Origin of the sequence: Flavobacterium luminosum (assembly GCF_023635005.1) — a bacterium.
Lineage (GTDB): Bacteria > Bacteroidota > Bacteroidia > Flavobacteriales > Flavobacteriaceae > Flavobacterium > Flavobacterium luminosum.
In genome coordinates, this window is record NZ_JAMLJM010000001.1 from 541,488 (window position 1) to 564,888 (window position 23,401).

Here is a 23,401-nt window from a genome sequence, read left to right on the forward strand (position 1 = left end):
TTTTTATTAGCTTTACTTTATTAAAAATTGGTTATGAAAAAAATATTCCTTCTCCTAATACTTTCCACCGGAATTCAAGCTCAAGAACTCACCGTTGCAACTGCACTTAAGCTAAGTCAAATGCCATTGCATTGCATCAATACAGAATTTCCTAACAAAACTTCTCACCTTTCCGATGGAGAAAAAGATGCTCGTTTGTTGCCCCATGAGTTACATCCTGTGTTTTATGGATGTTTGGATTGGCACAGCAGCGTGCATGGTCATTGGATGTTGGTTAAATTATTAAAAGAATTTCCGAATCTTGAAAATAAGGAAGAAATCATTGCAACCCTGAATAATTCTTTTCAGAAAGACAAAATGATTTTAGAAGCAGAATATTTTGGAAAATACACCGCCTCAAAAGGGTTTGAGCGAACTTATGGATGGGCGTGGCTATTAAAGCTAGATGAAGAGTTATACACTTGGGATACAGAACTTGGAAAAAAATGGCACGAATCCTTACAACCGTTGACTCAAAAAATTGTGACGATTTGGAAAGATTTTTTACCCAAACAAACGTATCCTAATCGAACCGGTGTGCATCCTAACACTGCCTTTGGACTTTGTTTTGCATACGATTGGGCAAAAGCAAAAAATGAGGATGACTTTTTAAAATTAATCATCGAAAAAAGTAAATCTTTTTATTACGACAACGAAGCCATTCCAGCACATTTAGAACCAGACGGAAGTGATTTCTTTTCTCCAAGTTTGCAATCTGCTGATTTAATGACCCGTATTTTGTCTCCAAAAGAGTTTGAAAAATGGTTCAAAAAATTCTACACCAAAAAAGGCTTAGAAAGAATTTGTCAGGCACCTACAGTCAGCGATCGTAACGATTATCAGATTGTACACTTAGACGGCCTCTCTTTTAGTCGATCTTGGAACATGAAAAATATTGCCCGTCATCTTCCCAAAAATCATACTGTCGGGAAAACTTTTAGGACTGCTTCACAAGAATTCATACAAAAATCATTACCAGTTTTATTTGATAGTGGTTACGGAGGAGAGCATTGGTTAGCATCTTTTGCTATTTTTGCACTCTCAACAAAATAACCTTTGCAAATAGTCTATTTTAAAAACACCACTATAGCCTATTCCGATTCAGGAAAAGGCAAAACTATAGTTCTGCTTCATGGCTTTCTAGAAAACCGTGGTATGTGGAATTATCATGCTGCTATTTTAGCCAAGAAACATCGTGTTGTGGCCATCGACCTACTGGGACATGGATCATCGGAATGTTTAGGATATATCCATACCATGGAAGACATGGCTGATGCTGTACATGCCGTTTTACATCATTTAAAAATTAAGACCGCAGTATTTGTGGGGCACTCTATGGGAGGTTATGTTTCTTTGGCTTTTGCCGAATTATATCCGGATTGGGTGAAAGGAATTGTTTTATTAAATTCGACAGCAAAAGAAGATAGTGAAGAAAGAAAGATAAACCGATTACGCGCGATTAAAGCAGTAAAACAAAATTATACTACTTTCATCAGTATGGCCATTGCTAATTTATTTTGTGAAGAAAACAGAGACCGTTTGCGCAATGAAATTGATACTGTTAAAGAAGAAGCGCTAAAAACTCCTTTACAAGGAATAATAGCTGCTTTGGAAGGAATGAGAGAAAGAGTCAACCGAGAAAAATTATTGCATATTGCAACTTTCCCGATACTTTTAATTTTAGGAAAAAAAGACCCTGTTTTGAATTATAGCGAAACCATAACTCAAATTGAAGGAACAGAAACACAGTTTGTCTCTTTTCCTGACGGACACATGAGTCACATCGAAAACAGAGACGATTTGAGTACCGTTTTGTTGGATTTTATGGATCAAACGTAATCAATTTCGTTTTTCCTCAAACGGTATGGATGTGTCTAAAATTTCACTGATTAATCGCACCAATTCTCCTATAAACTCCGATAAAATTTCTGAAGTAATACTTGTGGATACTTGTTTGCCTTCTTTAAAACCAAAAGACATAAAACCGGCTCTCATATTTTTAAAAGAAATTATTCCGGCTTCCATTTCCCTATTGTCTAAAAATGGTTCGTACATGAATGCGTAACATAATAATTGGATGATTTTTTCATTTTTAATATCCAATGTCAACCCATCCCATGTTGATACTAATAAATTCCCGGTTTCTACTTTGCCTGTTTTATAATCTACGATTCGAAGTTTATTGTTTCTAATCTCAACACGGTCAACATTTCCAGAAATAATTACAGGATAAGGTAAACGATCATCGACTAATTCTCTTGATAATTTTTTTTCCAAATCAATAATTTTAACTGCATCACCATCTTCAATCAACCGCTTTTCGTCTTTCAAAAAGTTAAATACATTACGTTTCGCTACTTCGAAAGCCAACAAATTACGTCCTTTTTTAACTTCTCCTTCTTTGTACACTTCCTTAAATTGCCTAAATACTTCTTCATCCGCAACTTTAAGCATTGTATCGACATCGGCTACAGATAAAAATTTATTCAGATAGGGTTTGTATAATTCTTCTAAAGTTTGATGAATTATTGTTCCAAGAGTATTCAAAGCTATGCTTTCTTCTACTTCATCGGCTTCCTGAATAGACAATACCCTTTGAGAATAAAACTGAATAGGATTTCGTACATACGTAGTTAAGGCAGAAGGCGAAAATCCTTTCCCTGAAGCAATAACCTTCAAACGTTCTTTTATGGAGTCTGATTTTGGAATCGATAAGATTTCACGCGCTACATTGGGCACATGAGGTTGGATTATTTTATGAGACAAATGATGATTCGGCTGTCGCTCTACTTCCAATTGGGTGATAAATCTACTTTTCTCTCCACCATCTAACCCTTCGCTTTCTGTATTGTACAACAAATAAATATTTTTGGCACGCAACAACAGATGATAAAAATGATAGGTATAAATAGCATCCTTTTCTTTATATGTTGGCAATTCAATTTCTTTTTTTACATCGTAAGGAATAAACGAATTTACGCTCTTCCCTGCAGGAAATTTGCCTTCGTTCATAGAAGTAATGATTACCGTATCAAAATCAAGCACACGACTTTCTAAAACACCCATAATTTGTAAACCAGACAAAGGCTCACCTTCAAAAGAAACTTCGGCAAGATCAATGACTTGTTTATAAATAGTATGTAACATTTCGATAGAACTAACAAAATCGTTCTTAGAACAATACGAAATGAGTTTATTGATGACTTTATAAATAGAATATAAGAAGGTTTTGACTAAACTAGTATCTTCCTCAACATTAACAGCTAATTGCTCTTTAATGGAAAGCAACAATTGAGAAATTGTTTCCAATACCTCTACAGGTTTTTTATCCCATTTCGCAAACAACAAATCGAACAACGGATTCGTATCATTATAAAGCGAAAGAAGTTTTTGTAATGGAATGAAAGTATAGTTGTTTTTTTTAATGATTGTAATCAAATCTAGAGCATTTACATAAGGCTCAACTATAGGATTAGTCAACACATCTAATACATCTTTATAATACAAAACATAGCTCTGGCCGTTACGTTTTAGAGCATTATGATGCATTTTAAACAATTTGGCTATTAAAACCTGAACGGGATTGTTCTTACTAGAATATCCCATAGTAATGTTTAAACTACCTACATTTTCTGGTAACGAATGTAAGATAGGGATAAGCAAATTTTCATCACCTAGAACCAAAGCTACATTATCTAATTTCACATCGGCATGCGCGTCGATTCTATCTTTTATGATTGAAGAGGCTATTTTTGCTTGACCTATAGATTTTGAAGTACCGATAATCTCGATATTTTTTTCCTTTGAAAATTCATCTACAATCCATTCGAACGGATGTGACTTATAATAACTCCACTTTTCCTTAAATCGTCGCACAAATAGTCCTGTATCATGCAAATAATCATTCAAAAACACCTTGTCAATATCCCAAAGTACTTCTGCTTTATTATTAGCCAACAAATATTGTATGATTTTTTCTTCAGCCTGATTCAAAGCATTAAATCCCGCAAAAATTAACTTTCCAGTTTGAAGATTAGACGATAAACTTTCAAGTTTATTCACTGCTTCCCGATAAATCAATCCTTGATAACCACATTTTTTTTGCAGCAATTGTTGATACAAAGCCTCGTAATATATTGGAAGTTTGCTCCAGAATTCTAATTGTTTATCAATTAACTCAGTTTTGTGTTCAGGATTCAGTTCCCAACGTTTTAAAACTTCAATATCTTTTAAATATGAAAATACGTAATTAGGGTCTAGAAGATATCGATCTATTTCGTTAAAATCCTGCAGTAATATTTTAGCCCAATTGGCAAATTTTTCAAAAGATTGAACCTCTTTTTCTTCAGAAATAGAAACATAAACTTCATAAAACTCAAATAAAAGTTCAATAGAATCAATAGCTCTTATTCCTGATAAATCTTGTATAAATTCTTCGATACTAATAATTGAAGGCGCAAAAAAAGGATTGTCGACCTTATTTCTTAGTACTTCCAACAAAAAAACACGAGCGCGCTTATTGGGAAGAACAACAATAATATCAGAAAGTGATTGGGCGTAATTATCAAGAAGGTGATCCGCCAATTTATCAAGGAAAGAATTATTTGTCATAGGATAAAAATAAAAAAACGCCCCGAAATTCGGAGCGTTCTTTTTAAAATATTTTGAAGAAATTATTTTACTAATTTCACTTCAACTCTTCTATTTAAAGCTTTACCAGCTTTAGTTTTGTTAGAAGCAATTGGTTTAGTTTCACCAAAACCAGATGAAGTTAATCTAGCAGCATCAATACCGTTTTCGATTAAGTAATTTTTAACTGCAGCAGCTCTATCTTCAGATAATTTCATGTTTACAGCATCTTTACCGTCAGAATCAGTGTGACCTTCGATAGAGAAGTTAGACGATGGATATTCTTTTAAAATAGCTACCATAGCTTGTAACACTGGATATGTTTTTTGTTGGAAAGAAGCTTTTGCTGAATCAAACAAGATAGTTTTAGCGTAATCGTTTAATTTTTTCATTACTTCTTCGCTCACTTCTGGACAACCATTGTTAGCAACAGTACCTTTAACATCTGGACATTTGTCATCTTTGTCAAGAACTGAGTCACCGTCAGTATCTGGCCATGGACATCCAGCATTTTCTTTTGGACCAGCAACTGAAGGACATTTGTCTTTGTTATCAGCTACACCGTCACCGTCAGCATCTGGACAACCTTGTAATTTAGCTAAACCAGCAACTTCTGGACAAGCATCGTCTTTATCAGCAATACCATCACCATCAGCATCTGGACAACCGTTTAATTCTTTAGGACCAGCAACTTCTGGACAAGCATCTTCTTTATCTTGGATACCATCTCCATCTGTATCAGGACAACCATCGAATTCTTTTAAACCAGCAACTTCTGGACAAGCATCATATTTATCATAGATACCATCGTTGTCTGTATCTTTACCTCCAAATTGGAAGGTTAAACCAGCCATGTGTTGGAATACAGAAGGCACATCTAAAGAACCGTCTGAATCTATTCTATCTGTAAATGCTTTTTTGTAGGTAGAAGCTAAAGATAAACCAACATTCTCTGTTAACCAAAAAGTTAAACCAGCACCAATGTTAGCATTTCCAGCACTTTTATCTTCCATCCAAGTGTAACCACCACCAATGTTTAATGATGGATCGAACCATTTTAAACCTATTAAAGATTTGAAACTGTAAGCGATTTTACCATCTGCTCCGTAATATGCAAAATTACCTGGATTGTAAACTGTTGTAGTGTTAGGAGAAGCTCCAGGTACGTGATCTACCCATTTCTCGATTTTGTTAACCGATCCTGTTATTCCTACAGACCAGTTTCCACCAACATTTTTAGAAACTGATAAATAAGAAACAGAAGGAATCATGTTCCAGTTGTCTTTTACTCTAAAAAGTTGAGAAAAATGATCTTTTAAATTAAAATCTCTTGGACTTGCACTAGTTCTAGTATCTACTGCATTAGCACCAAAAGATATTGCCCATGGATTATCACTACTTTGTGCATTAGCGCTCAAACCAGCAACCATCAACATGGAAACATAAAGTTTACTAAGATGTTTCATACTTAATTTTATTTGATTACAATACGTTATATTAGACAAAAGTAAGTCGTAAATAATTAATTACAAAATGAATTGTTAAAAAAAAGCTTTGTTTTGTTGAAAAAAAGTGCTATTTTATTACTTTTAATTCCCTTCCAACCTCTGTAAACGCACTGATAGCCTTGTCTAAATGCTCTTGAGTATGCGCTGCAGATAATTGCACTCTAATTCGGGCTTTGTCTTTTGGAACCACTGGAAAAAAGAAACCAATCACATAAATTCCTTTTTTTAAGAGCTCATCGGCCATAGTTTGTGAAAGCTTTGCGTCATACAACATTACCGGAACTATAGCAGAATCCCCATCAATAATATCGAAACCGGCGGCTTTCATTCCTGCTTTGAAATAATTTGTATTCCATTCTAATTTATCTCGCAAAGAAGTGTCTTTTTCCAATAATTCGAAGACTTTAAGAGAAGCTCCCACTATAGAAGGCGCCAAAGAATTTGAAAACAAATATGGTCTTGATCGTTGACGCAAAATTTCGATAATTTCTTTTTTTCCTGTAGTATAACCTCCCATAGCACCTCCCAGGGCTTTACCTAGTGTTCCCGTGATAATGTCTACACGTCCCATTACTCCTTTTGCTTCCAAGGTTCCTTTACCAGTTGCCCCAATAAAACCCGCAGCATGACATTCGTCTACCATGACCATAGCATCATATTGGTCTGCTAAATCACATATTTTATCTAAAGGAGCCACTAACCCATCCATAGAAAACACACCATCGGTAACAATCAATTTGAAACGATGCCCCGCTTCAGTTGCTTTTTTGAGTTGCTCTTCCAAATCGGCCATATTATTATTTTCATAACGATAACGGGCGGCTTTACACAAACGAACCCCATCGATAATGGAAGCATGGTTCAAACTATCCGAAATAATACAATCCTCTTCTCCTAATAAAGGTTCAAAAACACCTCCATTGGCATCGAAAGCTGCAGCGTACAAAATAGTATCTTCTGTGCCGTAAAATTTAGCGATAGTTGCTTCTAATTCTTTGTGAATATCTTGTGTTCCACAAATGAATCGCACCGAAGACATTCCAAATCCATGAGAGTCCAAGGTATCCTTGGCGGCCTGAACAACTTCTGGATGAGAAGACAATCCTAGGTAGTTGTTGGCACAAAAATTTAAAACGGTTTCCCCATTAACGGTAATTTCAGCGCCTTGAGGAGAGGTGATAACTCTTTCTTTTTTGTACAACCCGTTAGCTTTTATCGTTTCTAACTCTTGTTGTAAATGTTGTTTAATTTTTCCGTACATATTCTGTTATTGTCGTTGTTTCAATTATTCTTTCTGTTTACAAATGTACTACTTCTAGATTTTTACCTATATACAAAAGCGTTTTTTTCTGCACGTTATAACCCATTTCTTCCAAAACCTTTTCATATTGTTCAAGCTGTTTGGCGTATTTATCCTGATGCGTTCCTGTTTTATAATCTAACAAATAGGCATTTTTCCCCTGAATCACTACTCGATCCGGAACCATGGTTTTTGCATTTGGTTTTAAAATACTGCGTTCATTAAAAACCTGATTCTCTTTAGCGAAAAAATCGGTCAACTCGGGATGTACAACAATCTCATTCAACGTTTTTTCAATAGTTTCTTTTTGTTGTTCCGATATCAATCCGTTTTCCAAAGCTTTAAGAACCGAAAGACCAACATCTTCTTTCACTGTAATAAAAGACAAAATCTCATGCATTACATTTCCAAACGCAATGGCTTCCTGTTGTTGTGTTCCCCACATTAAGGCTTCGCGTTGGGCAATTTTAATAGCTTCGGGTTTGATAACCGCTGTTACCGTTTTAATTTTTTCAATATTTTTAGTCGTTGTTTCTTTCACTGAAACTTTTTCCGGAGAACCAAATTCATAACTCATTTTATTTGGCTCATTGTCGACTCTATCTTCTACAAATTCTATAAAATAAGAAGCTAAATTATTAGGCAACATTCCATCTTTATTGCGATCCTTAGCTCTAGTAATGATATATAGCTGTTCTTCGGCTCTAGTTAAAGCCACATACAAAACATTAATATTGTCTAATAAATCCTCTTGTGCTTTTTGCTGATAAACTTGAGCCGCTTTCTCACCAAATTTTTGCACCTCTTTATTTTTAGCCACCAATGCTTTAGGTATACCTAATTCCTCTTCATTACCTTCAATCCAAAGTTTTTCTCCTTTATTTCTACTAAAATCTTCTTCAGCAAAAGGAAAAATAACTACTGGGAATTCTAATCCTTTGGATTTATGAATAGTCATGATTCGGATGGCATTAGCTCCTTCCGCTGATGGCACACTGAGTTTACTTCCGCTCTTTTGCCAATATTCTAAGAAATCGGCAATACTCAACTGATATTTTACATCGCGCTCCAGAACCACATCTAAGAAAAACTGAACGTATGCGTTATTCTTCTCACTCGAAATTGCTTTTAAAATTAAAGTCTCCGCAATTTCATACAACGATTTTCTTCGTATCGTACTCAACGGTATTTCGATTCCCTGCTGGTAAAGCCATTCCTGTAACTGGATTTCTTTTTGAAATTGAATTCCCTGATTAATAAAGTCATGAACCGGTAACGTTATAGGGAAATTTTGCGCCAAATAATACAAACTATGCGCTAGTGATTCTTTGTCTTTTTTATCATTTAGATACCGTAGCATGTTTAAAAAAAACTGCACTTCTGAAGAAGAATCCAACAACAAACTTTCCGAAGAAATAACCGGATAATGATGTTCCGTTAGATAATTCGCCAATAAAACACCATGTTTATTACTTCGGGTAAGCAAAACAATATTGTGGAGTTCAAAACCTTTTGTTTGTATCGACTGAATTGTCTCCAATGTTTTTTGCAAGTACAAATCATCTTGGGTTAGCTCTTCTTCTGTCGATTCCTTTTCCAGTTTTGGAAGGAACGTGATATTAACATAACCTCCTTGTTTCGCATTCGACTTTTGAAAACTATTATTTAGATATAATTCTTTGTAGTCTTCGTTTTCGAATTTTTCAGCTAAAAAACGAAAGAATTCATTATTAAAATTGATCACCTCATCATAACTGCGGTAATTGATTTCAAGATGAATAACTTTTTTATCTTTATTACTAAACGGATTGCTATTTTTAGATAACTCGATAAACTGCTCTGCTTTCCCTCCACGCCAACGATAAATGGATTGTTTAGGATCGCCTACAATTAAAAGTGAGCCTCTATTTCCCTGTAAGTCTTCACTAGACAACGCATTGTCTATTAACGGAATCAAATTTTGCCACTGCATCTGAGACGTATCCTGAAATTCGTCTATAAAAAAATGCTTATACCGTTCACCTAAACGTTCGTAGATGAATGGAGCTGGTTGGTTTTGAATCTGTTCATTGATGAGTTTATTGAACTCTGAAATCGACAAAATACTCTGCTCTTCCTGAATTTTTGTCAATTGATTGCTCACTGTATTGAGCAAAAACAAAGGGGTGATATTTTTTAGAAAAGCTTCATAAAAATGCTTTTTTTCGAATTTTTGATATATCACATCCAGTGCAGACAACAATTGCGGGACTAAAGTTTCTATCTGAGGTTTATCCTTTGCCGTTTTATTGATCTTAATATCATCCGGTTCGTGATAGGTTTTGTTTTTAGGATTGAATTTTCTTTCTTGGATTCCTTTTAAATGATTAGGAAAATGTCCTGCGGAAAAAGATTTCAAATCAATTCCTTGAGATTCTAAAAGGTTCAATGTCTGTGTGGCCAAATCAGAAGTTTCATCGTCTATTTGGTTACACAACTCCGTAAGATTTTGTTTGAGCGCAACAAATTCTGGAATCTGCTTGTCTTTTAAGGATAACACTTCTTCCCGATAATTCTCATTCAAAATAAGTTTCCCGGTGGTAAAAATATCATTGGAAACATCCCAAGATTTATCATCATCGGTTTTTTCCATGGTAAAATCAACTAAAAGTTTGGTTAAAACCTCGTCTTCACCAGCTTGAGCAACAATAGCATCTACAGCTTCTTGCAACAAATTTTCGGTATCTAACGACACATCAAAATTGATCGGTAAATCCAAATCATGAGCAAAAGAACGAATCACTTTGTGGGTGAACTTGTCGATAGTAGAAATATCGAAAGCCGCATAATTATGAATAATGTTTTTAATAATTGCTTTTGCCTTCTCGATTATTTTATGCTGATCCAAACCCGTTTCAGTAGCAATATCCCTCATTAATACTATCGACTTCTCAGAAGGATTCTCTTTTGTAAAATCAAAAAGACTATCTACAATTCGGCTTTTCATCTCATGAACCGCTTTATTCGTAAAAGTTATGGCTAAGATGTTTTTGTAAGCATCGTCTTTTTTTGCTGTTAGAATAATCTTTAAATATTCTTTTACAAGTGTATAAGTTTTACCAGAACCAGCGGATGCGTTATATATGGAAAATGCGGATTTTTGCACTACTCTGAAATATTTAAAATTGTAAAGGCTGTTTGATATCAAAAAAAACTTGACGCTTCATTTTCGATAATTCTGATGGAAGTTCAGAAATGTCTTTTAAAACCAACACAATAATAGCCCTTCCTTTAATATCGAAAAAACTTAAATTCATGGATGCATTTTTGTACTTATAACTTCCAACCAATGGAAAGTATTCTTTCAAAACATCCAACGTTTCCTGTTGGTTGTTGTGAATAATGAAAAGTTGAGTCTCAGGCGAATTATTAATTGATTCTATACTATACGGATGAAAAATTGGACTAGAAAGATTCAAGGTATATATTTGAAAATTCTCACTTACGGCTTCTAATATTTCTCTTTCTTTAAGATCATTGGCATACACCACCGTTTTGTTGAATAAAATGGTATAATCTTGAATTGCCTTAGGAAAATTTGCAGCAAAAGTTTTCACGGAATGAGTCAAAAATTCCTTATCAATCGACTTGTTCTTTTCGATGTAACTTTCAACTTTCGGGTAAATTAATTTTGCGAATTTATTAATGGTTGCATCGGCATACCACTCGCGATCATCTAACTTATGATTGACTGTTTTATATGCCCATCCGTTGCCAATTGCTGTGGCTAGAGCTTCGTCGAGATAAGAATAGGCGAATTTGGAATAAAGTGTATTGTTTTCTTTAAAATGATTTTCAATCTCAAACTGTTTTTTTATTTTTTGCTCTTTGTAAAGAACGTGACACATTTCATGAAGCACAACACCGTTTTTCGAATTGTAATCAGTTTCATCTGAGAAAATAGCCACACATAGATTATTCACATGAGGTGTAGCGGTTATAAAACCATTGGCGCCCGGAATAGGATACAACGCTACCTGAAAAGGGACATCGGCTGTCCAAGAAGAATCATAAAACTGTTTTATTCTATTAAAAATTTGAATATTCACATTTTCAAACTTCGATAGTTCTTGCAACTGTTTTTCTAGTTTCGGTTTATTTTCGTTCCAAACCATTGTATCGTAATAGGATTCAATATTCCGAAGCAGTTGGATTAAATTCTGACTCGTTTCCAACGGAAGGAACCCCAAACAATTTAATTTAAAGTCGGTTAAGTTTTTAGAATTCACTGCGCTCGCAACGACCAAATCATACGTTGAAACCCCATGATTTCTGGAAGTAGGGTAATCATCTCTAGAAACCGTGTAATATATATTGATTTTCTTGTACTCTTCGATTGCTTCTTTAAACTTTAAATCATTAGCAGGATGCTTTTCAATAAAATCTTTAAATGTACTCGAGGTACCATGCGATCCGGCTGCGGTTTGCATGAAATTTAACAAACAATACGGCTTACTTATTTTGTATTTGAAAAAAACTTGGGAATTCCCCAAGACAGAAATAAGAAGAAAAATTAAGAAACTTATTTGTTTTATTGAAAGCATTATGGTTTAGTCTATTTGATGAAACTACAAAACTGTTAACTTATAGTGAAATAAGAAATAACTATTTCCATTTCCAAAGTTAAATGATTAATTTTGAAATTAAATTATTTATTAATCTTAAACAAACAATATTATGGCTTTTGAGTTACCACAATTACCTTATGCATACGATGCACTAGAACCACATATTGATGCCAGAACTATGGAAATTCACCATACAAAACATCACAATGCATATACTACCAACTTAAATGCTGCCATTGCAGGTACTGATTTAGAAGGAAAATCTATTGAAGAAATCCTTAAAAACCTAGATATGAGCAAAGCAGCAATCAGAAATAATGGTGGAGGTTTTTATAACCACAATTTATTTTGGACTGTTATGTCTCCTAATGGTGGCGGTGAACCTACAGGTGAATTAGTTGAAGCAATTCGTTCTGCTTTTGGAAGTTTTGAAGAATTTAAAAATGTTTTTTCAAAAGCAGGAATTTCTCAATTTGGTTCTGGATGGGCTTGGTTGTGTGTTAAAGACGGAAAATTAGAAGTTTGCGGAACTCCTAATCAGGATAATACACTAATGCCAGGTGTAGGCTGTGGAGGAACACCTATCTTAGGAATGGATGTTTGGGAACATGCTTATTATTTGCATTACCAAAACAGAAGACCTGATTATGTTGAGGCTTTCTTTAATGTAATTAACTGGGATGAAGTAGCTAGACGTTACGCTGAAGCGAAATAATTGATTTTTATTTCTCATAAAAAAAGAGGCAATCTATTTTAAGATTGCCTCTTTTTTTGTTGTGAATTAATAGTTAACCTAATAAAAAAGGTGGAGATTCACTTCCACCTTTTTTGCCCCAAATCTACCATAAACTTAACCTACTTGTGTAATGGTGAGTCAAATGTATTTTGAAATTATTTTATTCCCAAAGAAAATCGTTAAAAAACCAATAAAATCGACAAGTTAATTTTGATACAATTATTTAATCATCAATAAATTATAATTTATCTATTTATCAATTGATTCTTTTGAAAAATAAAAAAGGCAGAAGTGTTAGTTCCGCCTTTTTTGCCCCAAATCTACCATAAACTTAACCTACTTATGTAATGGTACAGTAAAAGTATGTGACTTGTAATTGAAATTCAAAATTTATCGATGAATTGTGTAAAAAATCGTTAAAAAGGTATCGCATCATTAATTTTAATGAGATAATCTACCGAATAAGAATTTCGTATAAATAAAAAAGGCAGAAGTGTTAGTTCTACCTTTTTTGCCCCAAATCTACCATAAACTTAACCTACTTATGTAATGGTGGGATAAAGGTAAAATTATATAATAATGTCTTCAAACTTAATCGGTGAATAGTCAATAAAGTCGATTAACGGCATTTTAATACGCTCGAGCATCCTTTCCTTCGTAGAAATTCATAAAAGCTCGATTCACTACCCGATTACCTCCCGCGGTAGGGTAATTACCTGTAAAATACCAGTCTCCTAGGTTTTTAGGACAAGCTTTATGTAAATTCTCAACACTTTGGAAAATGATTTTCACTTCAGCTTTCACCGAAGGCTCCGTTAACATTTCTGCAATTTTATCCGAAATCTGTTCGTCTGTAAATTGTGCATACAACTCATTTACGTAATTCACTATTTCAGAATCGCTATAATGTTCTTGTGCTTTACATTTCGCATAAACTTCATCGACCAAATGATACTTATTAGTATCTTTTAACAATTCTAACATCGCTTGAAAGGCAACTAAGGTCTCGAGTTTTGCCATGTCGATTCCGTAACAATCAGGGTAACGAATTTGTGGTGCCGACGAGACTATAATGATTTTTTTAGGATTCAAACGATCCATCATTTTAATGATACTTTTCTTTAAAGTAGTTCCACGAACAATACTATCATCGATGATCACCAAGTTATCAGTAGGTTTAATCACACCATAGGTTACATCATAAACATGTGCCACCATATCGTCACGTGAACTATCTTCGGTAATAAACGTACGTAGTTTTACATCTTTAATAGCAATTTTTTCGGAACGTAACTTCACAGACAAAATCTCCTGTAATTTCTCGGCTGATAAGTTCTCTTTATTCTGTAAAATTTCAGCTATTTTTCTTTGATTCAAAAAATCATTAGCCGCTTCAATCATACCAAAAAAGGAAGTTTCCGCAGTATTTGGGATATACGAAAAAACGGTATTGTCTGTATCATTATCTACTGCTTTTAGCACTTCAGGCATGATTAGTTTACCCAATTCTTTTCGCTCTTGATAAATTTCGGCATCACTACCGCGAGAAAAATAAATACGCTCAAAAGAACAAGCTTTTTTTATGGAAGCTTCGCGTACTTTTTCGTCTAAAACCGTTCCATTTTTTTTAATGATTAACGCATGACCCGGAGTTATTTCCTTAATCTGATCAAAAGGCACGTTGAATACCGTTTGAATCACTGGTCGTTCTGATGCCACTACTACAATTTCATCATCCTGATAGTAATAAGCTGGTCGGATTCCTGCCGGATCTCGTGTCACGAAAGCATCACCATGACCAATTAATCCGGCCATTGCGTAACCTCCGTCCCAATTTTTAGAAGCTCTTTTTAAAATACGAGCCACATCTAATCGTTCAGCTATCACTGCTGAGGCCTCTTGTTTAGAAAACCCTTCGTTTTTGCATTGTTGGTATAAATCGGTTACTTCATCATCTAAGAAATGACCAATTTTTTCCATTACTGTAACAGTATCTGCCATTTGTTTCGGATGTTGTCCTAGACGAACTAAATCATCGAACAACTCTTTAACATTGGTCATATTAAAATTTCCTGCTACAATTAAGTTGCGGTGCATCCAATTATTTTGACGTAAGAAAGGGTGTACGTTTTCAATACTATTTTTACCAAAAGTACCATAGCGCACATGACCCAAAAAAACTTCTCCCACATAAGGGATATGCTCTTTTTGTAAAGCTACATCCTCACGATATTCAGGATGTTGAACTAACTCTTCATTGATTCTAGTGTTAATCTGGCTGAAAATATCCTGAATAGGTTGTGCATGATTGGAACGGATTCTACTTATATACCGTTGACCAGGTTTTACGTCTAATTTGATACTAGCCAATCCAGCACCATCTTGACCTCTGTTGTGTTGCTTTTCCAGCAACAGATACATTTTTTCTACGCCATAAAAAGCCGTACCGTACTTTTGTTTATAATAATCTAAAGGTTTTTTTAACCTTAAAAGTGCAATACCACACTCGTGTTTAATTGCGTCGCTCATTGTTGTTGTGTTGTTGTAATGTGTGTTGTTGTTTTAATAAAAAACGCCCCGAAATTTCGAGGCGTCAGTGATTTATGTTAACTCAATATCAAATTGTGTTAAAGCTTTGAATTGCTGTAATCTGTTTTGAACCTCTTCTTTGGTTAAATTCACCATTCTTTCTGTTCCGAATTTCTCTACACAGAAAGAAGCTAAATTAGAACCATGAACGATGGCACGTTTCATATTTTCAAATGAAATATTTTCACTTTGAGTAATGAATCCTGAGAAACCTCCTGCGAAAGTATCACCAGCTCCTGTTGGATCGAATACTTCTTCTAGTGGTAACGCCGGTGCAAAAAATACATGAGCATCATGGAATAATAAAGCTCCATGCTCTCCTTTTTTAATTACGACATATTTAGGTCCCATTTCTTGGATTTTAGCTGCCGCTTTCACCAAAGCATATTCTCCAGATAATTGACGCGCTTCCTCATCGTTAATGGTAATTACATCTACACGTTTCATTACTTCTTTCAATTCTGGCAAGGCACAATCCATCCAGAAGTTCATCGTATCTAAAACTACCAATTTAGGTTTTTCGGTTAACTGATCTAAAACACTGCTTTGTACCAAAGGATGCAGGTTTCCTAACATCACTACATCGGTTTTTTTGAAATTCTCAGGTACTACCGGTTTGAAATCTGCTAATACATTAAGTTCTGTTACCAAAGTATCGCGAGAATTCAAATCGTTATGGTATTTTCCGCTCCAGAAGAATGTTTTTCCTCCTTTAACCACTTCTAGACCTGTTACATCGATATTTTTTGACTTTAACAAGTCTATATATTCTTGTGGAAAATCCTCACCGACTACAGAAACAATAGCCGACTGTAAATTAAAATGAGATGCTGAAAGACCGATAAATGTACCTGCACCACCTAGAATTTTATCTGTTTTACCAAACGGAGTTTCAATCGCATCAAAAGCAACTGTTCCTACAATTAATAATTTGTTCATTAATCTTGAATTTGAAATAAGGGGCAAAGATAATCTTTTAGTTTGAAAGTTTAAAATAGCCTTCGATTTTAGCAAATAAAAATCTTTTCTATCTCAAATTATTTTTAATCAAAACTGAATATTGAATAAAACAAAGATTATAATAGGATAAGGAGTACTTAAAACTATTATAGAGAATACGTTGGATTACAAATAAAACTATAACTATCTTGCTTCTTCACTTTCATAAAACTGATCTATCGATAGCTTTTTTTGTTGGGAAGCCATTACTGCCAACTGGTCGCAACGTTCGTTTTGAGGATGATTGTTGTGTCCTTTGATCCACTTAAAATCGACTTGATGTTGTCGGTAAATTTTCAAAAAGCGAACCCATAGATCTGGGTTTTTCTTTCCTTTGAAACCTATTTTTTCCCAACCCAAAACCCATTTTTTTTCCACAGAATCTACTACATACTTCGAATCGGAAATCACCAGAACTTTCATATTTGGATTTTTAAGCTTTTCCAAACCCACGATTACCGCAAGCAATTCCATACGGTTATTGGTTGTTAATCGAAAACCTTCGTAAAATTCTTTCTTATAGTTTGTGCCGACCAATTCCATAACCACACCGTAACCTCCTGGTCCGGGATTTCCTTTTGATGCACCGTCTGTATATATGTGTACTTGATGAGACAAAAAACTATGATTTAGAAATTAACTGTTCGATTACCTTCGGAAAATGTTCATGCTCTAACTGATGTACTTTTTCCGCAATCTCTTCCGGAGTAGTACACTCTTCTACAGAAACCGCCTTTTGAAAGATGATACCGCCTTCGTCATACTGTTCGTTAACGTAATGAATAGTTATACCTGTTTCTCTTTCTTTATTTTCTAAAACAGCTTTATGTACATTCTCCCCATACATTCCCTTACCTCCATATTTAGGTAACAAGGCAGGATGAATATTAATAATCTTCTGAGGATACATTGCAATAATATCTTCAGGAAACTTTAGAAGAAATCCAGCCAGAACAATTAAATCCGGTTGTATTGTATTAATTTTTTGCAAAACCGTACCGTTGTTTAAATCTTCTCTTGTAAAAACCTCTGCAGGTAATTCGTGATTCGCCGCACGTTCTAGAACTTTAGCTTTTGGATTGTTTGAAAATACTTTAACTACTTTAGCTTGGTCACTATGTTTAAAATGTGCTATAATTTTTTCGGCATTTGATCCGGAACCGGAAGCAAAAATTACAATTTTTTTCATTAGTTGTGTTGTTATCATTAGCTTAGAAAACCTTAATAGATCTACTTCTGCCAGTGTAATTTTATTACGCAAAAAAAAGAATAAAAATTGAGAATTAAACAAAAAGAACTCTCTTTTAAAATTAATTTTTACCTTCGCGATTAGATTTATTAACGAATTCATGTTGTATTAAAATAAAGTTTTTTATTTTTGCCAACTAATTAAAATTTAAAATTTAAGATTATGTCAGACATTGCATCAAGAGTAAAAGCGATTATCGTAGACAAATTAGGTGTTGACGAAAATGAAGTTGTTACAGAAGCAAGCTTCACTAACGATTTAGGAGCTGATTCATTAGACACTGTTGAGCTAATTATGGAGTTCGAAAAAGAGTTCGATATTCAAATTCCAGACGATCAAGCTGAAAACATTGCTACTGTAGGTCAAGCTATTTCTTACATCGAAGAAGCTAAAAAATAATTATACTAAAAGCATCTGTAAGTGAAACACCTTACAGATGTTATTATTTTTTACTGTCTTTAAGAATCTTTTCATAGATTTGTAAAAACATTGATTGTATTACAATCGAAAAATACTATGTAATACCCCATTGTTTCTTTTAGTTGATATTAAAAGTACTATGGGTTTTTTTATATTAAACAAAACCAACTATATATGCAGTTAAAGCGAGTAGTAGTAACAGGATTAGGTGCATTGACACCTATAGGAAACAACCTTCAAGAATACTGGAATGCATTAATTAATGGTAAAAGTGGCGCAGCCCCAATTACCTATTATGATACCGAAAAACACAAAACAAAGTTTGCTTGCGAAGTAAAAAACTTCAACGTTGAAGATTTTATTGACAAGAAAGAAGCAAGACGAATGGACAAATTTGCACAATATGCCATCGTTGCCGGTGAAGAAGCTATTCGAGATGCTGGTATTACCGACACTAACGTAGACAAAAAAAGAGTTGGTGTGATTTGGGGAGCGGGTATTGGAGGTTTAGAAACTTTCCAAGAAGAAGTTATCAACTACGCAAAAGGTGATGGAACTCCACGTTTTAATCCTTTCTTTATTCCTAAAATGATTGCGGATATTGCTCCTGCTCATATTTCAATGCGCAACGGATTCATGGGGCCTAACTACACTACTGTTTCGGCTTGTGCTTCTTCGGCTAACGCATTAATTGACGCTTTCAATTATATTCGTTTAGGTAAGTGTGACGTAATTATTTCCGGTGGTTCTGAAGCAGCCGTTACTATAGCAGGAATGGGAGGTTTTAACTCTATGCAGGCTTTATCTACAAGAAACGAAAGCCCTGAAACTGCCTCAAGACCTTTTGATGCAACCCGTGATGGATTTGTATTAGGCGAAGGAGCAGGTGCTCTAGTTTTAGAAGAATACGAACATGCAAAAGCACGTGGTGCTAAAATATATTGTGAAATTGGAGGTGGCGGTATGTCATCAGATGCTTATCACCTAACAGCACCACATCCAGAAGGAATTGGTGTAATTGCAGTAATGCAAAACTGTTTGGATGACGCAGGAATGAAGCCGGAAGATGTAGACCACATCAACACCCACGGTACTTCAACACCTCTTGGCGATGTGGCTGAATTAAAAGCTATTAGCGCTGTTTTTGGTGAGCATGCAAAAACCATCAACATTAACTCTACCAAATCAATGACAGGTCATTTACTAGGTGCTGCAGGTGCTATAGAAGCCATCGCTTCTGTATTATCAATCACACATGGTATAGTACCTCCAACGATCAACCATACTGTGGTGGATGAAAATATCGATCCTTCATTGAATTTAACACTAAACAAAGCTCAAAAAAGAGAAGTTAGAGTTGCTATGAGCAATACTTTTGGATTTGGTGGTCACAATGCTTGTGTGTTATTCAAAAAAATTGACTAATCACTTTGTATGAGGATTATTAAAAAAATATTCAAAAATTCCCGTTCTCCAGAAGACGGGATTTTTTTTGATAAACTCGAGAAAATTCTAGGCTTCAAGCCCAATAATTTAGAACATTACAAAAAAGCATTCACCCATCGCTCGATGAATAAGGTGGATGAAGAGGGAAACACCGTTAATTACGAACGTTTAGAGTTTTTGGGAGATGCCATGCTTGGATCAGTGATAGCTGCACACCTCTTTAATAAGGTTCCTAGAGGAGATGAAGGTTATTTGACCAAAATGCGTTCCAAAATTGTAAGTCGCGAGCACCTGAATGAATTAGGGAAAGATTTTAACTTAATTCAATTTGTAGAAAGCAAAGTGTCTCCGAAACATTTTGGTGAAAACGTTCACGGGAATATCTTCGAGGCTTTTATTGGAGCTATCTATTTGGACAAAGGCTTTTCGTACTGCGAAAAATTCATCCACAAAAAAATCATCAAACCCTATGTAGACATTGACCGATTAGAAGGAAAGGTAATCAGCTACAAGAGTTTATTGATTGAATGGTGTCAGAAAGAAAAAAAATCTTTTCATTACGAAGTCTATGACGATAATGGAACCGGAAACCTAAAACACTTTGGCGTAAAACTTCACATTGATGGCAAAGTAGTCGCCAAAGCACGTGCTACTTCTAAAAAGAAAGCCGAAGAAATTGCCTCTAAAAGAGGATATTTCGTTTTTCAATCTCAAATTGACATGAAATAAAGAAGGAGCTTACAACGCTCCTTCTTTATTTTTCTCTGGCAATCCTGCCAAGAATAAATTTACTAAAGGGATCAAAAATAACCAAGGTGAAATACCAGCATTTCTCAATCTCCTGAATCCACATGCATATAACGGTAGTAACGAAACATATCTGTAAATTTTAGCAGGCAACTCGGTATCAAATACTATTTTAAAAAATATTAATAAGACTGAACCGAATAAAATATTTAACAAAAAGAATGACCAAAATTCTAAGATACTAGACTCTCCTTTAAAATCAAACACTCTTTTAAATGCTAATAAAAAAATTTTAAAAAATTTCATATTTATATACTTTAACAGATGTCTATTCCACATGAAATCATATTATCCATCACACAAGCCATTCCTGCAGCGATACAACCCCATGTGTCATACCAATTCATACTTTGAATTCTATCCACAGCACATCTTCTAACACCTTCATAAGAGCAACCATATCTCCCATTATCAGAAATTGGAAAAATTATTTCATTTATTTTAATACCTTTTGCAATTGATACTTTATAAACAACTTCACCATTAATATAAAAATTATATTCCCCACTTGCTTTTTCTGGATTTTTAGTTATGTATTCTTTTAAATCATCCGATGATTCAAAACTTGGCATATTAGAATCTGACTCAAATTTTTGAACAAATTCATAAACCTGATTGTTTGCTTCATTTAAATTTTTATCTTTAATACCATAAAACTCCTTTGTTAATGAATTAAACACTAAAGTTGTCTTAGTTTCAACCTTTTGACTTTTAAAAGAATCCTCATTACTACATGCAACAAGCCCAATTACACTAATTAACATTGTTAAGCCCAAATAAATTGGTAATAACTTTTTTTTCATAATTTTAATTTTAGTTTGAATTCCCCAAATCTCGCTTAAGCATCTAAAACTTTTTAATAAGACATTTTTCCAATTGTTATCAGACTCAATATTTAGTCAAAGCCTACATTCTTTAATTTATTTAAATTTTAAGGCGCCTTTAAAATTTTTGCAAAACAAAACAAAAAGACAGATTTTCACTATAAAATTTTAACATTTAACATTTGTTACGGAAAAACCGTAAAATCACAGTTTTATTACGCAAACGTTTTCGTTAATAAATTAGCAAAAAGCTAACAGTTTACATCCGTTAAAGTTCTTGATTAAGTAGTATATTTACATTTTGTTTGGATCTATGGCTATTCATAAATTACAATTAGAAGATTTCGATCAGGTAGATTATGACCTAATAGCCATCCATACAACATTGGAAGATTATCGGTTGGCTTTTAAGATAAATCGGGAACTGGAGATTTTACTTTCTAAGAACGATGAAGAAATCCCAATTGAAATCAAAAAACACAAAGCTTCATTTTCAAGATTTACTTTTGAAGATGAAATTGCTATGATGACTTGGGATCTGATACAAAATAAACAAGAAATTGAATTACCTGTAGATTCCAAAACCACTTCTTTATTTGAAGATAATTTGGTAACCACCCAAGTCAATCTGATTAACGAACTAAAAAAAGTGGACTATTTCTTAAAGATAGAACACGATGGACAGATTAAAACAAAAGAAATTATAACCCAAATAAAAAAAATTGATCTCATCAGTACGGTTTATGAAGTAGATGCCAATGAAATCAAATCAAAAAACAATTTAATTTTTTAAAAATGCCAACAAGAAAAAAAACCAAAATTGTTGCTACCCTTGGGCCTGCTTGTAGCACAAAAGAAGTAATACAGAAAATGATTGAGGCAGGAGTTGATGTATTTAGAATTAACTTCTCACATGCTGATTATACTGATGTAGCGGAACGAATCAGAATTATCAGAGAAATCAATGAAGAATGTGGTTACACTACAGCAATTCTAGCAGATTTACAAGGTCCTAAGTTACGTGTAGGTGTTATGAAAGAAGACGTGGTGGTAAATGAAGGGGATTTGGTTACTTTTCAAACCGCTGAAGATGTTCCTGGAACACCTGACAATGTTTTCATGACCTACAAAGCGTTTCCACAAGATGTAAATCCTGGTGAAAGAATATTATTAGATGACGGAAAATTAATTTTTGAAGCCGTTTCTACTGATAAAAAAGCCAAAGTAGTTTGTAAGGTAATTCAAGGAGGACCTCTAAAATCGAAAAAAGGAGTTAACCTACCTAACACAAAAGTTTCTTTACCAGCCCTGACTGAAAAAGACATCAAAGATGCTATTTTCGCCATTGAACATAAAGTAGATTGGATTGCATTGTCTTTCGTAAGAACTCCAGAAGATTTGAAAGACTTACGCGATTTGATAGAAAAACATTCGGACCATAAAATTCCGATTATAGCAAAAATCGAAAAACCGGAAGCAGTTGAGAATATCGATAAAATTGTAGCTCACTGTGACGGATTAATGGTAGCTCGTGGTGACCTTGGTGTAGAACTTCCAGCTCATGAAGTTCCATTAATTCAAAAGAAATTAATCAACAGAGCTAAATTAGCTCGTATCCCTGTGATCGTAGCCACTCAAATGATGGAAACGATGATTACCAGCCTTACTCCTACTCGTGCAGAAGTAAACGATGTAGCCAACTCTGTAATGGATGGTTCCGATGCGGTAATGCTTTCTGGAGAAACTTCTGTTGGAAACTACCCTATTCAGGTAATTGAAAAAATGACTCAAATCATTGAAGCAGTAGAAGATTCGCCACTAATTCAAGTGCCTCAAAAACAGCCACAAATTAAAACCAATCGCTATGTAACAAAACACATTTGTTACCATGCAGCTATTTTAGCCGACGACATCGAAGCCAAAGCAATTACCACTCTAACCAATAGTGGGTATACTGCCTTTCAAGTTTCGGCTTGGAGACCTCATGCGCACGTTTTGGTATTTACCACTAACAAACGTATTTTAACACAGTTAAATTTATTATGGGGTGTACACGCTTTCTTATATGACAAATTTGTGAGCACCGATGATACTATTGACGATATCAATGCGATTGCTAAAGAGAAAGGTTATGTACAAAAAGGTGATATTTTAGTAAACCTTGCCGCGATGCCTGTTGTTGCTAAAGGAATGGTCAATACATTAAGAATATCCGAAATAGAGTAAACGAAAATTTCTTTACCTAAGC

Annotated in this window: 19 protein-coding genes; 8 read left to right on the plus strand and 11 right to left on the minus strand. The window is 34.4% G+C overall.

Going from position 1 to position 23,401, the window contains the following annotated elements; translation table 11 throughout:
• Positions 1–33 precede the first annotated feature (33 nt).
• Together NAT50_RS02515 and NAT50_RS02520 are read left to right on the plus strand one after the other, a co-directional pair.
• Positions 34–1,092 carry a DUF2891 domain-containing protein gene (locus tag NAT50_RS02515; protein WP_250591149.1) on the plus strand — a complete coding sequence of 353 codons (1,059 nt, stop codon included), beginning with the start codon at positions 34–36 and terminating at the stop codon, positions 1,090–1,092.
• 3 nt (positions 1,093–1,095) lie between these two features.
• On the plus strand, positions 1,096–1,878 hold the full coding sequence (locus NAT50_RS02520) for an alpha/beta fold hydrolase (protein WP_250591151.1): 783 nt from the start codon (positions 1,096–1,098) through the stop codon (positions 1,876–1,878).
• Here the strand turns inward: NAT50_RS02520 and NAT50_RS02525 are convergent, their stop codons facing one another.
• From NAT50_RS02525 to NAT50_RS02545, 5 genes are all read right to left on the minus strand, one after another.
• Positions 1,879–4,650, minus strand: coding sequence for a PD-(D/E)XK nuclease family protein (locus NAT50_RS02525; RefSeq protein WP_250591153.1), 2,772 nt, complete (start codon positions 4,648–4,650; stop codon positions 1,879–1,881). It lies immediately after the preceding gene.
• A gap of 62 nt (positions 4,651–4,712) precedes the next feature.
• Positions 4,713–6,134, minus strand: coding sequence for an OmpA family protein (locus NAT50_RS02530; protein ID WP_250591155.1), 1,422 nt, complete (start codon positions 6,132–6,134; stop codon positions 4,713–4,715).
• A gap of 109 nt (positions 6,135–6,243) precedes the next feature.
• Positions 6,244–7,437: a glycine C-acetyltransferase gene (gene kbl / locus NAT50_RS02535; protein WP_250591157.1), complete on the minus strand. Its 1,194-nt coding sequence runs from the start codon at positions 7,435–7,437 to the stop codon at positions 6,244–6,246.
• A gap of 37 nt (positions 7,438–7,474) precedes the next feature.
• Positions 7,475–10,621: a UvrD-helicase domain-containing protein gene (locus NAT50_RS02540; RefSeq protein ID WP_250591159.1), complete on the minus strand. Its 3,147-nt coding sequence runs from the start codon at positions 10,619–10,621 to the stop codon at positions 7,475–7,477.
• A 13-nt stretch (positions 10,622–10,634) separates the two neighbouring features.
• Positions 10,635–11,945 carry a hypothetical protein gene (locus tag NAT50_RS02545; RefSeq protein ID WP_250591161.1) on the minus strand — a complete coding sequence of 437 codons (1,311 nt, stop codon included), beginning with the start codon at positions 11,943–11,945 and terminating at the stop codon, positions 10,635–10,637.
• Positions 11,946–12,192: 247 nt separating this feature from the next.
• Here NAT50_RS02545 and NAT50_RS02550 point away from each other — a divergent pair, with 247 nt between their 5' ends.
• Positions 12,193–12,798: a superoxide dismutase gene (locus NAT50_RS02550; RefSeq protein WP_250591163.1), complete on the plus strand. Its 606-nt coding sequence runs from the start codon at positions 12,193–12,195 to the stop codon at positions 12,796–12,798.
• Positions 12,799–13,449: 651 nt separating this feature from the next.
• On the opposite strand, the gene NAT50_RS02555 is transcribed toward NAT50_RS02550, so the two are convergent.
• From NAT50_RS02555 to purN, 4 genes are all read right to left on the minus strand, one after another.
• Complete coding sequence (locus NAT50_RS02555; RefSeq protein ID WP_250591165.1) at positions 13,450–15,348, minus strand: amidophosphoribosyltransferase; 1,899 nt, start codon at positions 15,346–15,348, stop codon at positions 13,450–13,452.
• Positions 15,349–15,420: 72 nt separating this feature from the next.
• Entirely contained in the window at positions 15,421–16,347 is a 927-nt protein-coding gene (locus NAT50_RS02560) for a PfkB family carbohydrate kinase (protein WP_250591167.1), read from the minus strand.
• A gap of 204 nt (positions 16,348–16,551) precedes the next feature.
• Entirely contained in the window at positions 16,552–17,025 is a 474-nt protein-coding gene (rnhA, locus tag NAT50_RS02565; RefSeq protein WP_250591169.1) for a ribonuclease HI, read from the minus strand.
• A gap of 4 nt (positions 17,026–17,029) precedes the next feature.
• A complete protein-coding gene (gene purN / locus NAT50_RS02570; RefSeq protein ID WP_250591171.1) occupies positions 17,030–17,596 on the minus strand; it encodes a phosphoribosylglycinamide formyltransferase in 567 nt (188 codons plus the stop codon).
• 222 nt (positions 17,597–17,818) lie between these two features.
• Here purN and NAT50_RS02575 point away from each other — a divergent pair, with 222 nt between their 5' ends.
• From NAT50_RS02575 to rnc, 3 genes are all read left to right on the plus strand, one after another.
• Positions 17,819–18,055 (plus strand): acyl carrier protein, encoded by a 237-nt coding sequence (locus NAT50_RS02575; RefSeq protein ID WP_007137004.1) that lies wholly within the window; start codon positions 17,819–17,821, stop codon positions 18,053–18,055.
• Positions 18,056–18,250: 195 nt separating this feature from the next.
• Entirely contained in the window at positions 18,251–19,501 is a 1,251-nt protein-coding gene (fabF, locus tag NAT50_RS02580; protein ID WP_250591173.1) for a beta-ketoacyl-ACP synthase II, read from the plus strand.
• A 9-nt stretch (positions 19,502–19,510) separates the two neighbouring features.
• Positions 19,511–20,251: a ribonuclease III gene (rnc, locus tag NAT50_RS02585; RefSeq protein ID WP_250591175.1), complete on the plus strand. Its 741-nt coding sequence runs from the start codon at positions 19,511–19,513 to the stop codon at positions 20,249–20,251.
• Between the two features lie 9 nt (positions 20,252–20,260).
• Here the strand turns inward: rnc and NAT50_RS02590 are convergent, their stop codons facing one another.
• Positions 20,261–20,575, minus strand: a complete 315-nt coding sequence (locus NAT50_RS02590) for a DUF805 domain-containing protein (protein ID WP_250591177.1) — start codon at positions 20,573–20,575, stop codon at positions 20,261–20,263.
• A gap of 11 nt (positions 20,576–20,586) precedes the next feature.
• Positions 20,587–21,132, minus strand: a complete 546-nt coding sequence (locus tag NAT50_RS02595) for a hypothetical protein (protein WP_250591179.1) — start codon at positions 21,130–21,132, stop codon at positions 20,587–20,589.
• A gap of 334 nt (positions 21,133–21,466) precedes the next feature.
• Between NAT50_RS02595 and NAT50_RS02600 the strand changes: the two genes are divergently transcribed.
• Together NAT50_RS02600 and pyk are read left to right on the plus strand one after the other, a co-directional pair.
• Positions 21,467–21,946, plus strand: a complete 480-nt coding sequence (locus NAT50_RS02600; RefSeq protein WP_250591181.1) for an IPExxxVDY family protein — start codon at positions 21,467–21,469, stop codon at positions 21,944–21,946.
• 2 nt (positions 21,947–21,948) lie between these two features.
• Positions 21,949–23,379: a pyruvate kinase gene (pyk, locus tag NAT50_RS02605; RefSeq protein WP_250591183.1), complete on the plus strand. Its 1,431-nt coding sequence runs from the start codon at positions 21,949–21,951 to the stop codon at positions 23,377–23,379.
• Positions 23,380–23,401: the final 22 nt, after the last annotated feature.